This window comes from Poseidonibacter lekithochrous, assembly GCF_013283835.1.
Classification (GTDB): domain Bacteria; phylum Campylobacterota; class Campylobacteria; order Campylobacterales; family Arcobacteraceae; genus Poseidonibacter; species Poseidonibacter lekithochrous.
This window is the reverse complement of sequence record NZ_CP054052.1, coordinates 2,757,246-2,772,494: the sequence shown is the minus strand read 5'-3', so window position 1 is coordinate 2,772,494 and position 15,249 is coordinate 2,757,246. Positions and strand designations below refer to the sequence as shown.

At 32.3% G+C, this 15,249-nt stretch carries 16 protein-coding genes, 2 tRNA genes and 1 rRNA gene; all 19 read left to right on the top strand.

Features of this window, described 5'->3' with window-relative positions; translation table 11 throughout:
* The first annotated feature begins 3 nt into the window (after positions 1 to 3).
* The 19 genes from ALEK_RS13330 to ALEK_RS13240 all read left to right on the top strand — a co-directional run bounded on the left by ALEK_RS13330 (position 4) and on the right by ALEK_RS13240 (position 14,968).
* Positions 4 to 426, top strand: coding sequence for a F0F1 ATP synthase subunit B family protein (locus tag ALEK_RS13330; RefSeq protein ID WP_071627086.1), 423 nt, complete (start codon positions 4 to 6; stop codon positions 424 to 426).
* A 17-nt stretch (positions 427 to 443) separates the two neighbouring features.
* Entirely contained in the window at positions 444 to 956 is a 513-nt protein-coding gene (locus ALEK_RS13325; RefSeq protein ID WP_071627087.1) for a F0F1 ATP synthase subunit B, read from the top strand.
* A complete protein-coding gene (locus tag ALEK_RS13320; RefSeq protein ID WP_071627088.1) occupies positions 956 to 1,486 on the top strand; it encodes a F0F1 ATP synthase subunit delta in 531 nt (176 codons plus the stop codon). The genes ALEK_RS13325 and ALEK_RS13320 overlap by 1 nt, the downstream gene beginning before the upstream one ends.
* 21 nt (positions 1,487 to 1,507) lie before the next feature.
* Positions 1,508 to 3,025, top strand: a complete 1,518-nt coding sequence (gene atpA / locus ALEK_RS13315; protein WP_071627089.1) for a F0F1 ATP synthase subunit alpha — start codon at positions 1,508 to 1,510, stop codon at positions 3,023 to 3,025.
* Between the two features lie 11 nt (positions 3,026 to 3,036).
* A complete protein-coding gene (gene atpG, locus ALEK_RS13310) occupies positions 3,037 to 3,921 on the top strand; it encodes an ATP synthase F1 subunit gamma (protein WP_071627090.1) in 885 nt (294 codons plus the stop codon).
* 18 nt (positions 3,922 to 3,939) lie between these two features.
* The gene (atpD, locus tag ALEK_RS13305; protein ID WP_071627091.1) at positions 3,940 to 5,334 is read left to right on the top strand and encodes a F0F1 ATP synthase subunit beta; all 1,395 of its coding nucleotides are present in this window, start codon (positions 3,940 to 3,942) and stop codon (positions 5,332 to 5,334) included.
* Between the two features lie 16 nt (positions 5,335 to 5,350).
* The gene (gene atpC / locus ALEK_RS13300) at positions 5,351 to 5,728 is read left to right on the top strand and encodes an ATP synthase F1 subunit epsilon (protein ID WP_071627092.1); all 378 of its coding nucleotides are present in this window, start codon (positions 5,351 to 5,353) and stop codon (positions 5,726 to 5,728) included.
* 83 nt (positions 5,729 to 5,811) lie between these two features.
* Positions 5,812 to 6,294 (top strand): MotA/TolQ/ExbB proton channel family protein, encoded by a 483-nt coding sequence (locus tag ALEK_RS13295; protein WP_228146293.1) that lies wholly within the window; start codon positions 5,812 to 5,814, stop codon positions 6,292 to 6,294.
* 2 nt (positions 6,295 to 6,296) lie between these two features.
* Positions 6,297 to 6,686: a biopolymer transporter ExbD gene (locus tag ALEK_RS13290; RefSeq protein ID WP_071627094.1), complete on the top strand. Its 390-nt coding sequence runs from the start codon at positions 6,297 to 6,299 to the stop codon at positions 6,684 to 6,686.
* 3 nt (positions 6,687 to 6,689) lie between these two features.
* Entirely contained in the window at positions 6,690 to 7,427 is a 738-nt protein-coding gene (locus ALEK_RS13285) for a TonB C-terminal domain-containing protein (protein WP_071627095.1), read from the top strand.
* Between the two features lie 2 nt (positions 7,428 to 7,429).
* Entirely contained in the window at positions 7,430 to 8,701 is a 1,272-nt protein-coding gene (gene tolB / locus ALEK_RS13280; RefSeq protein WP_071627096.1) for a Tol-Pal system protein TolB, read from the top strand.
* A gap of 69 nt (positions 8,702 to 8,770) precedes the next feature.
* A complete protein-coding gene (locus ALEK_RS13275) occupies positions 8,771 to 9,325 on the top strand; it encodes an OmpA family protein (RefSeq protein ID WP_071627097.1) in 555 nt (184 codons plus the stop codon).
* A 5-nt stretch (positions 9,326 to 9,330) separates the two neighbouring features.
* Positions 9,331 to 10,320, top strand: coding sequence for a tetratricopeptide repeat protein (locus ALEK_RS13270; RefSeq protein WP_071627098.1), 990 nt, complete (start codon positions 9,331 to 9,333; stop codon positions 10,318 to 10,320).
* 22 nt (positions 10,321 to 10,342) lie between these two features.
* A complete protein-coding gene (locus tag ALEK_RS13265) occupies positions 10,343 to 10,879 on the top strand; it encodes an FKBP-type peptidyl-prolyl cis-trans isomerase (protein ID WP_071627099.1) in 537 nt (178 codons plus the stop codon).
* A 175-nt stretch (positions 10,880 to 11,054) separates the two neighbouring features.
* A complete protein-coding gene (fabD, locus tag ALEK_RS13260) occupies positions 11,055 to 11,987 on the top strand; it encodes an ACP S-malonyltransferase (protein WP_071627100.1) in 933 nt (310 codons plus the stop codon).
* Entirely contained in the window at positions 11,980 to 12,675 is a 696-nt protein-coding gene (locus ALEK_RS13255) for a 5'-methylthioadenosine/adenosylhomocysteine nucleosidase (RefSeq protein WP_071627101.1), read from the top strand. Before fabD ends, ALEK_RS13255 begins: the two co-directional genes overlap by 8 nt.
* Positions 12,676 to 13,152: 477 nt before the next feature.
* Positions 13,153 to 14,669: ribosomal RNA gene (locus ALEK_RS13250) — 16S ribosomal RNA — on the top strand.
* Positions 14,670 to 14,769: 100 nt separating this feature from the next.
* Positions 14,770 to 14,846 (top strand) — tRNA-Ile (locus ALEK_RS13245).
* Between the two features lie 46 nt (positions 14,847 to 14,892).
* Positions 14,893 to 14,968 (top strand) — tRNA-Ala (locus tag ALEK_RS13240).
* Positions 14,969 to 15,249 lie beyond the last annotated feature (281 nt).

Sequence of the window (15,249 nt, the reverse complement as noted above, 5' to 3'; positions counted from 1 at the left end):
TGAATGTTAGACATAAGTCCTGTATTATTGCTTAGCTCTGGTATCATCTTTCTTTTAGTTGTTGCTAGGCTAAACAGTTGTCTATTTATACCATTACTTAAACACATGGATGATAGAGCGGCTTCTATAAAGAAAGATTTAGAAGATGCAAAATCAAACGGTGCAGACGTTGACGGTATGATTGCAGAAGCAAATAATGTAATTGCTGAAGCAAAAAAAGAAGCAGCTGTGATTCGAGAACAAGCTTATAAGGAAGCAAAAGATAGTGCTGACGCAAAACTTGCTAGCGCGAAGTCTAATTTGGAAGCAAAATCTGCTGAATTTGCAAAAAATTTAGAAGAGGAAACTAAGGCTCTAAGAGATTCTTTAGTATCAACTATGCCTCAATTTAATGAGAGCTTAAAAGCTAAGCTTAGCTCAATTTAGAAAAGGGAATAGGGAAGATGAAAAGAATTATATTACTTGGGTTGGCTTTAGCTCCTGTTGCATTACTTGCACAAGAAGGTGCGGTTGAAACTGACATTGTTCAGAGAACCGTTAACTTTATTATTTTTGCTGGAATTTTATGGTATTTACTTGCTGATAAAATTAAAGCATATTTCGCTGAAAGATCTTTATCTATTCAAGCTGAACTTGACAAAGTACAAGATACTTTAAAAGCTTCAGAAGATAAAGTTACTGACGCTCAAAAACAACTTGATGATGCTAAGAAATTAGCAGCTGAAATAGTTGAAACTGCGAAAGCTGATATTGATTCAGTTAAGCAAAAAGTATCTGTAGCTGTTGATTCTGATATCTCTAATTTAGAAAAAAATCTAGATGAAATGATTAAAGTTGAAACATCAAAAGCTAAAAGAGAAGTTGTTGCAGAAATTCTTGATGAGTTATTAAAATCTGACAATATCAAGTTATCTCAAGATGAGTTAGCTAATATTGTTCTTAAGAAGGTAGCGTAATGAATGATTTAGTAGCAAAAAGATATGTTAAAGCTTTAATTGATGGTAGAGATAACAAAGTTGTATCTACTGTAGCTAAAAGCTTAAACACAATTTCTACAGCATTCGCTGATGAAAAATTAAATTCTATTATTTCTTCACCAGAAGTTAATGATAGTAAAAAAGTTGAATTAGTTCTTTCTTTAGTGAAAAAAGCTGATGAAACTTTAACGAATCTTGTAAAATTACTTGGTGAGAAAAGAAGATTAGCATTATTACCATTTATTGCAGAAGAGTTAAACGCTCAAATTGCAATTATGAATAATAAATATGTTGGTGTTGTTTATACTAATCAAGAACTTTCAAGTGATTACGTGTCTTCAATTGAAGCACAATTTAGTAAAAAATTTGATGTTAACTTGTCATTATCACAAAACGTTTGTGATTATGATGGTATTAAAGTAGATATTGATGGACTTGGGGTTGAAATCTCTTTCTCAAAAGAGAGATTAAAATCACAAATGATTGATCATATTTTAAAAGCAGTTTAGAACTTACAAAGGAGAAATTGAATGGGTGCAAAAATTCAAGCTGATGAAATCAGTTCTATTATTAAAGAAAGAATTGATAACTTTGAATTAAATGTAGATGTAAATGAAACTGGTAAAATCATCTCTTACGCAGATGGTGTTGCTCAAGTTTACGGTCTAAAAAATGTTATGGCTGGAGAGATTGTTGAGTTTGAAAATGGCGAAAAAGGTCTTGCTTTAAACTTAGAAGAATCTTCTGTGGGTGTTGTTGTACTTGGAAAAGGTGAAGGTTTAAGAGAAGGAACTTCTTGTAAGAGACTTGGAAAACTTTTAGAAACTCCAGTAGGTCAAAATATGACTGGAAGAGTTGTTAATGCTCTTGGAGAACCAATCGACGGTAAAGGTGCTATTGAAGCAGCTGAGAATAGATTAGTTGAAGAAAAAGCTCCTGGAATCATGGCTAGAAAATCTGTACATGAACCATTACAAACTGGTATTAAAGCAATTGATGCACTTGTTCCAATCGGAAGAGGTCAAAGAGAGCTTATTATTGGTGATAGACAAACTGGTAAAACAACTGTTGCTATTGATACTATTCTTAACCAAAAAGGTGAGAATGTACAATGTATTTATGTTGCTATTGGTCAAAAAGCCTCAACTATTGCTTCTGTAGTAAGAACATTAGAAGAAGCTGGAGCAATGGAATATACTACTATTGTTAATGCTGGTGCTGCAGATTCTGCTGCATTACAATTCTTAGCTCCATATACTGGTGTTACTATTGGTGAATTCTTCAGAGATAACGGTCAACATGCCTTAATCGTATATGATGATTTAACTAAACACGCAGTTGCATATAGAGAAATGTCTCTATTATTAAGAAGACCTCCGGGTAGAGAGGCATTCCCTGGGGATGTATTCTATCTTCACTCAAGATTACTTGAGAGAGCTGCTAAAATGTCTGATGAAAAGGGTGCTGGTTCTATGACTGCATTACCAATTATTGAGACTCAAGCTGGGGATGTTGCTGCATATATTCCAACAAACGTTATTTCTATTACAGATGGTCAAATCTTCTTAGAAACTAACTTATTCAACTCAGGTATTAGACCAGCGATTAACGTAGGTTTATCTGTATCAAGAGTTGGTGGTGCTGCACAAATTAAAGCTACTAAGCAAGTTGCTGGTACTTTAAAATTATCACTTGCACAATATAGAGAATTAGAAGCGTTTGCTCAATTCGCATCAGACTTAGATGAAGCTACAAGAAGAGAACTTGAACTTGGTCAAAGAATGGTAGAAGTATTAAAACAAGGTGTTAATGCTCCATTAGTAATTGAAAAACAAATTGTTATTCTTTATGCTGGTACAAAAGGTTATTTAAATGATGTTGCTGTAAACGATGTTGTTAAATTTGAAGCTGAATTACATTCATTCTTCGAACAAAAGTATACTAACATCTTAGATGCAATTAAATCTAAACAAAAAATCGATGATGAAACTGAAGCTGAATTAAAAGCTGCTTTAGAAGAGTTTAAAACAGTATTTAGTGCAAACTAAGGATTAGTTAAATGGCTAACTTAAAAGAAATTAAATTACAAATTGGTAGTGTAAAAAATACTCAGAAAACAACAAAAGCTATGAAGCTTGTATCTTCTGCGAAACTTACTAGAACTAGACAACTGTCTGATCAAGCTAAAAGTTACGCAAATAAGATAAACGATGTTCTTTCTGATATTGCTGCTAGAGTTAGCAAAGTTCAAGACGAAGGAAATATTGGTAGAGCATTTGTTTCAAATGATAAACCAAAAACAGTAGATATTGTTTTTGTAACTGCTGACAAAGGACTTTGCGGTGGTTTTAATATGGCAACAATTAAAACTGTTGGTAAAATTAAAGCTGAGCATGAAGAAAAAGGTGCAACAGTTAGATTAAGAGCTGCTGGAAGAAAAGGTGTTGATTACTTTAACTTCCAAGGTATTGAATTAGACCAAGCAGTAAATGATCTTTCTTCTGCGCCTGAGTACGACAGAGCGGCTGATTTTATTAAGAGTGTTGTTGAAGATTTCCAAAATGGTGTAACTGATAAAGTTATCATTGTTTATAATGGATTCTTAAACATGCTTACTCAAGAAATTAGAGTTAGAGAATTGTTACCAATTAGCTTAGATGCTGTTGAATCTAAAGATTCAGAATCTATGTTAGATATTGAACCAGATGATGATGAAGAAGTGTTAAATGAATTAACAGGTAAATATATTGATTTCAATATGTATTACGGTTTAATTGATTCTTTAGCTGCTGAACATTCTGCAAGAATGCAAGCAATGGAAGCCGCTACTAAGAATGCAAAAGAAAAAGTTGATTCTTTAACTGTAGAATATAATAAAGCTAGACAAGCTGCAATTACAACAGAACTGATAGAAATTATCAGTGGTGTTGAATCGTTAAAATAATTTAAAGGAGCTGCCCGTATGAAAGGTAAAGTTATTCAGGTAATGGGTCCTGTTGTTGATGTTGAATTCGACGGCTACCTACCAGAAATTAATGAAGCTATCAACGTAGTATTAGCGGACGCTAATGCTGATAGATTAGTATTAGAAGTTGCTGCACACATTGGTGATAGTAGAGTTAGAACTATTGCAATGGATATGACTGAAGGTTTAACTAGAGGTCAAGAATGTAACGCTACAGGAGGTCCTATTAAAGTTCCTGTTGGTGAAGAAGTATTAGGAAGAATTTTTAATGTTATTGGTGATCCTGTAGATGAAGGTGAAGCGGTTTCAGATGAAGCTCCAAGATGGTCTATTCATAGATCTGCTCCTTCTTTTGAAGAACAATCAACTAAAACAGAAATGTTTGAAACTGGTATCAAAGTTGTAGATTTACTTGCTCCTTACTCTAAAGGTGGTAAAGTAGGTTTATTCGGTGGTGCTGGTGTTGGTAAAACAGTTATTATCATGGAATTAATCCATAACGTTGCTTTCAAACATTCAGGATACTCAGTATTCGCAGGTGTTGGTGAAAGAACAAGAGAAGGTAATGACCTTTATTACGAAATGAAAGATTCTAACGTACTGGACAAAGTTGCATTATGTTATGGTCAAATGAGTGAGCCTCCAGGAGCAAGAAATAGAATTGCATTAACTGGTCTTACAATGGCTGAATACTTCAGAGATGAAAAAGGTCTTGATGTATTAATGTTCGTTGATAATATCTTTAGATTTGCACAATCAGGTTCTGAGATGTCTGCATTATTAGGTAGAATTCCTTCTGCTGTTGGTTACCAACCAACACTTGCTTCAGAAATGGGTAAGTTACAAGAAAGAATTACATCTACTAACAAAGGTTCAATTACTTCTGTTCAAGCAGTATATGTTCCTGCGGATGACTTAACAGATCCAGCTCCTGCTTCTGTTTTCGCTCACTTAGATGCTACAACTGTACTTAACAGAAAAATTGCTGAAAAAGGTATTTACCCAGCAGTTGATCCATTAGATTCTACTTCTAGAATCTTAAGCGCAGACGTACTTGGTGCTGAGCATTATGATACAGCAAGAGGTGTTCAATCAGTTCTTCAAAAATACAAAGATTTACAAGATATTATTGCAATTCTTGGTATGGATGAATTATCTGAAGCTGACAAACTTGTTGTTTCTAGAGCTAGAAAAATCGAAAGATTCCTATCTCAACCATTCTTCGTTGCAGAAGTATTCACAGGTTCTCCAGGTAAATATGTTGAACTTAAAGATACTATTGCTGGATTCATTGGAATCTTAGAAGGTAAATATGATGATGTTCCTGAAATGGCATTCTATATGGTTGGTGGAATCGACGAGGTTCTAGCAAAAGCTGAGAGTATGAAATAACCCCATAAGGCATATGATGGATACAATTAAATTATCAATCGTTACACCTAATGGAGAAATTTTTAACGATGACGTTAAAACCGTAACTCTTCCTGGAAAAGAGGGAGAGTTCGGAGTTTTAGCAGGTCACGCATCGTTAGTTTCTTCTTTAACTGTTGGTGTAATCGTAATTGAAAAAGCTGATTCTACTGAAGCTGTTGCTATTAACTGGGGACATGTTAAAGTAGATGAAAAATCTGTTGATGTTTTAGCAGATGGTGCTATCGCATTAACACAAGGGCAAGACTCTGAAATAGCTAAAAATATTGATGCTGCAAAAGAATTAGTAAATTCTGTAAAAGATTCTAATATCTCTGTTGCATCAGTTGAAGCTAAAATTAATTCATTCGCTTAGAGCTTATGATAAACACAATACTAAATTATTTGGCAAATAGTAGCGCTATAACGTATATCGTTTTAGCGCTATTGTCACTTTACTTGATTATTACAATATGGATCTATATTTATAGATACTTCTCATTAAAAGCTATGATTACTAATGAACAAAAATCCTTAGAATCTTTAACTTCTAGAGAAGCTGCTTTCTCACCTTTATCTGCATTAAACAAATGTTCTAATAATTCTCATTCAAGAGAAATTTTACATGCTTGTGAAATTAATATTATTAAAGACGCTAGTGCTGGTATTTCATGGTTAGCTATTATCTCTTCTACATCTCCATTTATTGGTTTATTTGGTACCGTTGTTGGTATCTTAGAATCTTTTGCAAAATTTTCAAGTCACAGCAAAGTTGGTTTTTCTGTAATTGCTCCTGCTATCTCTGAAGCACTTGTTGCTACTGCTGCTGGTATATTTGTTGCAATTTTTGCTTATACTTTTCATCAGATTATAACTAGAAAAGTTTATGAGTTAAATACTTACATTAAGGCTCAATCTGAAATTTTAATTGCTAAAGGTTAGTTTTGTACGATTTCAATCAAAAACCTGATTTAAATATTACTCCACTAGTTGATATTATGCTAGTACTTTTAGCAATTTTAATGGTTACTGCACCAGTTATTGAATTTGAAGAACCAATAAATCTACCAAAAGGTAGTAAGTCTCAACAAGTTCAGAGTTTCAAAAAAATTGATATACTTATAACAAAAAATAGAATTGTTAGTTTAAACAAGAAAAAAATTGAAATAAACAATTTTCCTGACAGCTTTTTATTATTTGTAAATGGTAAAGATAAAAATACTCCTGTACATATTAGAGCTGATAAATCATTAAAGTATGATGATATTATTTATGTTTTAAAGTCTGTAAAAGAAGCTGGATTTTACAAAGTAGCATTAGTTACTGATGGATAATTAATGCAAAAAAATCCTATCTTTTTATATGCGGGTATTGCATCTTTTTCTTTTTATATTCTTATAGTTTTTTCATTTATATACTATGTTTCAAGTCCTAAACCTAAAACTTATAATATTAAGTCAAAAGCTACTGTTATTCAGTTAGACATGATTGTAAAAAAAAGTGACAAAAAAAGAATAGAAAAAAAAGAAGATAAAAAAACAAAAAAACCACTTGATAAATTAATAAAAAAATCAACTTCTGCTGCAAGTAAAAAAAGACCTGATTTAAAATCTTTATTTGGAAAAGTTAAAACAAAAGAAAAAGTTGTAAAGAAAAAAGAAATTAATAATGTTCAAAAATCATTAGATCCAAAGAGATTTAAAGCAAAATTTGAAAAACAAAAAAAATCTTCAAATGTAAAAATTGATAAATTACTTAATGATAATCAAACTACTACTAATGTAAGTTCTTTAAACTCTAGTAAAAATAAAGAGAGTGACGATTATTATTCAGAAGTTAGTGAGTTATTAAATGCTTGGGTTCCAACAGTAAGAGAAGATAAATTAGTTTCCACGGTTGAAGTTATAATAACAAAAGATGGAACTTTTAATTATAGAATAAAAAAATATTCACAAAATACAAGTTTTGACCTTTCTTTAAAAGCTTTTTTAGAAGAACAAAAAAGTATAATATATCCTAAACCTAAAAAAGGTAAAACAGTTAGAATCAATGTTGATTTTAAATCAGAAGGATAAAAATGTTTAAGTATATATTTTTTATTGCTTTTTTTATAACTTCCTCTTTTGCACAAATTGATGCAAATCTTGAGATAGTTAAAAAAGCAAATACTCTACCAAAAATTTTAATTTCTATTGCTACTGATTCTTCAGAAATAGCAACACTAAATAAAATAAAAAACTCTTTAGCAAAAGATTTAGAAATCAGTGGGCACTTTGAACTAATCAAAGAAGACTCTTCTATCACTTACGAACAAATACCTGATATTTTAGCTCTCAGTAATAAAGGTGTTGATTTATATTTAAATATAAGTGCAAAAAAAGATAATAGTGGTAAATATACTTTATTTAGTAAACTATTTGATATTAATTCTCAAGCTATGATATTAGAAAAAAGTTTTACTACCTTAAAAGAGAATAGGTATCCATTTTTAGCCCATAGATCTGCTATTTCTATTAATGATTATTTTAAAGCTCCTAGCATTGCATGGATGGATAAATTTGTAGTTCTTTCTGTATATAAAGGAAGTGGGAAAGCAGATATTGTTATTGGTGATTATACATTGAAATTTAAGAAAACCATAATTTCTGGTGGATTAAATATTTTCCCAAAATGGGCAAATAAAAACCAGAGATCAATTTATTATACTTCATATAATTATAATAATCCAACTTTAGTAAAAGTAAATATTTATACTAGACAAAAAGAAATTATTATGCAGTCAGAAGGTATGATAGCAGCATCGGACGTTAATAGTGATGGTTCAAAAGTTTTAATCACGGCATCTCCAAATTCTCAGCCGGATATCTATTTATATAATGCTTCAAATAAGTCTAAACGAAAAGTTACTTCTTATAGTGGTATTGATGTTGGTGGGCAATTTATTGATAATGATTCAAGAATGGTATTTGTATCTGATAGATTAGGATATCCTAATATTTTTGCAAAATCATTTAATTCAAGAGGTGTAGAAAAATTAGTTTATCATAGTAGAAACAACTCTTCTGCAACATCATTTAATGATAACATTGTTTATGTAAGTAAAGATAATGACAATGAATTATCTACAAGAGCTTTTAATTTATATCTTATGTCAACTAAATCTGATGACTTAAAAAGATTAACTGCAAGTGGTATAAATCAATTCCCAAAATTCTCCCCAGATGGAGAATCATTACTTTTTATAAAATCATATAAAGGTCATAGTTCAATAGGTATTATTAGACTTAATTTTAATAAATCTTACTTGTTTGAATTAAGAGGTGGAAAAATACAATCAATTGACTGGTAGTCTAATAATGATTACTTAAGTAATAATTTTGTAAAATCAATATAAATTTTTAATTTTAAGGATAAATTTATGAAAAAAATTAGCATTTACTCTTTCTTAATTGCTTCTGTTTTATTTACAGGTTGTAGTGAAAAAAATGTAGATATGAACGTAAACAACGGAGCAGATAAGTCTTCTGAGTCAGCGTTAAATACAATTCCTGATACTCAAATTGAAGAAGTAATGGATGGTAGTTTCTCTATGGTAAGCAAAGAGAATAATGGTGTTTATTATATGATCAATGGTAAAAAAGTATTAGTTGAAAACATTTACTTTGGATTTGATAAATATAATTTAACTGCTGATATGAAAGAAAAAGCAATGAATAATGCATCTAAATTATCTGCTTTAAATTCTTCTTCTATCGTTAAAGTTTCTGGAAACACTGATGAATGGGGAACTGATGAATATAATTATGCTTTAGGTCTTAAAAGAGCTAAATCGGTTAAAGATGTATTAGTAAACAATGGTGTTACTGCTAATGTTTCATTAATCTCTTACGGTGAGAGTAAACCAGTTTGTTCAGAAAAAAATAAAAACTGTTGGGAAATGAACAGAAGAGTTGAGCATACTCTAGCTAAATAATTTCTATGAATAAATATCTTTTATCTTTTTTTATTGCTAGTACTATAACTTATGCCCAAGAGGTATCGGTATTTGGTGCTGGTGATTTAAATTCAAAAAATCCTTATGGATTAAATACTTCTGAAAAACATATACTTAAAAATCAAAAGAAATTAAGTACTTTATCTTCAAATGTTAGTGATGTAAAATTACTAATTGAGTCTGTAAAAAAAAGGCTAGAAGGTTTAGAATCTATTTATGAAGGTGACTCTGCAAAATTAAATTCAACAGTTCTTAGAATGAATGAAGTTATAAAGCAAGTTGATTTATCTTCAGAAATGGCTAATAAAAATAGTACTGACACTGCTGAAATAAAAAGTGTATCAGAACAACTTCTTAATATGAAAGAAGAAACTGATAAAGAAGTTAAAGCTAGTTTAAATCAATTAAAAAAAGCTGTATCAAAAATCTCAAAACTTGTTAACAAAATAAATTCTAGATATGTGTCTTCTTCTGAGTTAAGAACTAACATGGATCAATTTGTTACAAGAGCAGAATTTGAAAATCTAAAAAAAGCTCTAGGTGTAAAATCTAGTTCTAATATAGTTACAGAAAAAGTTAAAAGTAACAATGTTTCTAAGAAACTTACTTCTGCTGATAAAAAGAAGATGTTACGTGAAGCTAAAAGCCAATTTGAAAAACAATATTTCAAATACGCTATACCTAAGTTTGAAAAACTTGCAGCACTTAATTATAAGCCTGCTGAAAGTAATTATTACCTAGGTGAAATGTGGTATGTAAGAAAGAAATTTGATCTTGCAATAAGTCATTTTAAAAAATCTGCAATTCTTAATGATAAAGCAGCTTATATGCCTACATTATTATTGCACAGCGCTATTTCATTTGAAAAAACTAATGATAAAGAAAATGCAAGCAGTTTTTACAGCACATTAATAGATCTTTATCCTGATTCAAAAGAATCAAAAATAGCAAATAAGAATTTATCAAAATTATAATAATTTTAAATAAGGAATTTATATGTCAAAAGTAATTGGTATAGAATATACATTAAAAGATGCTAACACTGGTGAACAATTAGACACTAATGTTGGTCAAGCACCTTTAGAATTTATCGCTGGAAAAGGTCAAATCATTCCAGGTTTAGAAGCTAAATTAGTTGAAATGGAAGCAAGTGAAACTGCTGACGTTATGGTTGAACCAAAAGATGGTTACGGTGAGTACAATGACGAAGCTGTACAACTTTTACCAAAAGAGCAATTTGCTGGTATTGAGTTAACAGAAGGTATGTCTTTATATGGTACTGGTGAAAATGGTGAAACTGTACAAGTTGTAGTTAAATCATTCACTGAAGATGAAGTAACTATTGATTACAATCACCCAATGGCTGGGAAAACTTTAATGTTCTCTGTTGTTATTACAAGCGCAAGAGCTGCAACTGAAGAAGAACTACAAACTGGTGTTGTAGGTGGTATGGCTGCTATGGGTGGCGGTTGTTGTGGTGGAGGAGGTTCGTCTGAACCTACTCAATCTCAAGGTGGATGTGGTTGTAATTAATAGTTGCTAGGTTAGCAAAACGTATTAATTGATTACAAACTAATCAAACACTCCTTTGGCCAAGTACATTTATGTATTTGGCCAAAACTATTTTTTAAGGTTAGAGTTTTTAACTTTACAAAATAGTTTTTATAAAAAAACTAATACAAAAAATTAAAATTAAAAAGGTATTTACATGAAAAAAGTTGCTTTTATTTTTCCAGGACAAGGATCTCAAAGTGTTGGAATGGGAAAAGATTTCTTCGAGAATAGTGATATCGCAAAAGATATGATTTCAAAAGCTAGTGTGCGATTAGGAATTAATTTTGAAGAATTATTATTTGAAGAGAATGACAACTTAGGTAAAACTGAATTTACACAACCTGCTATTTTATTAGTAAGTTCTATTGCTAATGCAATTTTTAAAGAAAAATGTGATATTCAAGCAGAGTTTGTTTTAGGTCATTCTTTAGGTGAATTTTCAGCATTAGTATCTTCAGGTGCATTAGATTATCTTGACGCTGTAGAACTAGTACATAGAAGAGGTCTCTTTATGACTGAAGCTTGTTCTGGTGGTGGTGCAGGAATGATGGCATTAGTTGGTATGAGCGATGAAGATGTAGAAAGAGTTTGTGAAGAGCAAAGAGCCTCTGGAAAACAAGTTTGGCCAGCTAATTATAATATGGACGGACAGCTAGTACTTGCAGGAATTAAAGCTGATTTAGAATCTTTAGTAGATACATTTAAAGAAGCTGGTGCTAAAAGAGCAATCGTTCTTGATATGTCAGTTGCTTCACATTGTGAATTATTAACTTCTGCTGTTGAGAATTTAAAACCGTATTTAGAAGAATACTTAAAAGAAGAATTCTTATCAGTTATTTCAAATGTAACAGCTAAATCTTATACAACAAAAGATGAAGCTATTGAATTATTAGCTTCACAATTAACTAAACCAGTTAAATATAAACATTCTGTTTCAGCTAACGCTGAAAATGTTGATGCTTTTATTGAGTTTGGTAATGGTATTGTATTAAAAGGGTTAAATAGAAAAATTTGTAAATCAGTTCCAACTTTAAATGTTAGTGATTTTGCATCTTTAGAAAAAACAATTGAGGCTTTAAATGACTAAATTAGCAATTATGGGAGCTATGGAAGAGGAAATTGAACCTCTTTTAGCTCATTTTAAAAATGTAAATATTGTTGAATTTGCAAATAATAAATATTATGAAGTTAATTACAATGGATTAGATATTGTTATTGCATATTCAAAAATAGGTAAAGTGTTTGCTAGTTTAACTGCAAGTACAATGATTCAAAAATTTGGATGTGATACATTATTATTTTCTGGTGTTGCAGGTGCCATTAATCCAGATCTTAAAATTGGTGATTTAATTATTGCTGATAAATTATGTCAACATGATTTAGATATTACTGCATTTGGTCATCCAAATGGTTTTGTTCCAGGTGGTTCAGTTTTTGTTGAAACTTCTGAGAAACTTAGAACAGTGGCAAAAGATGTTGCAAACGAAAATGATTTAAAAGTTATTGAAGGCACTATTGCTACTGGTGATCAATTTGTTCACTCTGTTGAAAGAAAAGATTTTATTGAATCAACTTTCAAAGCTGATGCTTTAGAAATGGAAGGTGCAAGTGTTGCAGTTATATGTGATGCTTTAGAAGTGCCATTTTTTGTATTAAGAGCAATATCAGATTCTGCTGATGGTGGAGCAGATATTGATTTTGATGAATTTTTAAAATCATCAGCAGTTAATTCTGCTAATTACTTAATCAAAATTGTAGATAAACTACAAAACTAAGATAATGAGTAGTTTACTTAAAGTAAGCTACTCTATTTTTTCAAATTTTTATATAAAAAATAAAAACTACTTTTACCTCATATAAATAAAAAACTACAAATATATTCAAGAAACTAATGCAATAAAACAAACAATACAAATAAAAACTAGTAAATCTTACTCAGAAATATAAAAAAGCAGTAAAAAAAGCACAAAAGTAAAAATTTAAAGCTATATTAAGAAAACTCCCTTGACAAAGGGGATTAATTTGTCTATAATTCCCGTCCAATTTCAGAGGAACGACACAAAGTTCTGAAGAGATATGATCTTTAAAAACAGATGGTTTAAAAAGAAGTAATCTTTATAAACCGAATATAGAATAAACAATAAAACAAAACAAGAACAAGTTTCTTGTCTATTTAAGCTTTTTACATTAAGTAAAAACATTTGAGTGATAATTTTGTAATTAATACAAAAATTGTCAGTTTCAAACATTCATTTATGGAGAGTTTGATCCTGGCTCAGAGTGAACGCTGGCGGCGTGCTTAACACATGCAAGTCGAACGAGAACGGGTTATAGTTTACTATAACTGTCAGCTAAGTGGCGCACGGGTGAGTAATATATAGGTAACGTGCCCTAGAGAGGGGGATAACATTTGGAAACGAATGCTAATACCCCATATGCCTTTAAGTCTTAAGACTGCAAGGGAAATATTTATAGCTCTAGGATCGGCCTGTACGGTATCAGTTTGTTGGTGAGGTAATGGCTCACCAAGACTATGACGCCTAACTGGTTTGAGAGGATGATCAGTCACACTGGAACTGAGACACGGTCCAGACTCCTACGGGAGGCAGCAGTGGGGAATATTGCACAATGGACGAAAGTCTGATGCAGCAACGCCGCGTGGAGGATGACACATTTCGGTGCGTAAACTCCTTTTATATAGGAAGATAATGACGGTACTATATGAATAAGCACCGGCTAACTCCGTGCCAGCAGCCGCGGTAATACGGAGGGTGCAAGCGTTACTCGGAATCACTGGGCGTAAAGAGCGTGTAGGCGGGTTTGTAAGTTTGAAGTGAAATCCAATGGCTCAACCATTGAACTGCTTTGAAAACTGCTTACCTAGAATATGGGAGAGGTAGATGGAATTTCTGGTGTAGGGGTAAAATCCGTAGAGATCAGAAGGAATACCGATTGCGAAGGCGATCTACTGGAACATTATTGACGCTGAGACGCGAAAGCGTGGGGAGCAAACAGGATTAGATACCCTGGTAGTCCACGCCCTAAACGATGTACACTAGTTGTTGTGAGGCTAGACCTTGCAGTAATGCAGTTAACACATTAAGTGTACCGCCTGGGGAGTACGGTCGCAAGATTAAAACTCAAAGGAATAGACGGGGACCCGCACAAGCGGTGGAGCATGTGGTTTAATTCGACGATACGCGAAGAACCTTACCTGGACTTGACATAGAAAGAATAACGCAGAGATGTGATAGTGCTAGCTTGCTAGAACTTTCATACAGGTGCTGCACGGCTGTCGTCAGCTCGTGTCGTGAGATGTTGGGTTAAGTCCCGCAACGAGCGCAACCCTCGTCGTTAGTTGCTAACAGTTCGGCTGAGAACTCTAACGAGACTGCCTGGGTAACCAGGAGGAAGGTGAGGACGACGTCAAGTCATCATGGCCCTTACGTCCAGGGCTACACACGTGCTACAATGGGGCATACAAAGAGCAGCGATACCGCGAGGTGGAGCAAATCTCAAAAATGCCTCCCAGTTCGGATAGTAGTCTGCAACTCGACTACTTGAAGTTGGAATCGCTAGTAATCGTAGATCAGCAATGCTACGGTGAATACGTTCCCGGGTCTTGTACTCACCGCCCGTCACACCATGGGAGTTGAACTCATTCGAAGCGGGGATGCTAAAGTAGCTACCCTCCACAGTGGATTCAGCGACTGGGGTGAAGTCGTAACAAGGTAACCGTAGGAGAACCTGCGGTTGGATCACCTCCTTTCAGAGAAAGAGTTTAGATTCGTTTCTAAACTCAAAACTAAAAAGGTTTATTGAACCTTTTCTATATTCGGTTTATAAAGATTATTTGTGAATATAAAAATGGGCCTATAGCTCAGCTGGCTAGAGCGCTCGACTGATAATCGTGAGGTCCCAGGTTCAAGTCCTGGTAGGCCCACCATTTTTTATAAATAATCTTAACCTAACTAAAATAAGTTAACACAGATGGGGAATTAGCTCAGCTGGGAGAGCGCCTGCCTTGCACGCAGGAGGTCAGCGGTTCGATCCCGCTATTCTCCACCATCTAAAACCAATCCTAATTTATAAAATTAAATATAAGTACTTAAAAAAAGTATTTATATTTGATTTTCGGATCAAAGCGTTACCTTGAAAAAATTCAATTTTTTTAAGTAGCACGATATTTAAAAACATAATGTTAAAGTCTTTAATTTTTTCGTTAATAAAATCTTTCGTATGAAGAATTTATTAAAAATAAAAAATTTTATATCTAAAAAAACTTATTTAAATGAAAGTTTAAATAAAAAGTATAGATAGACACAACTAACTTATTAAATGTAAATTTA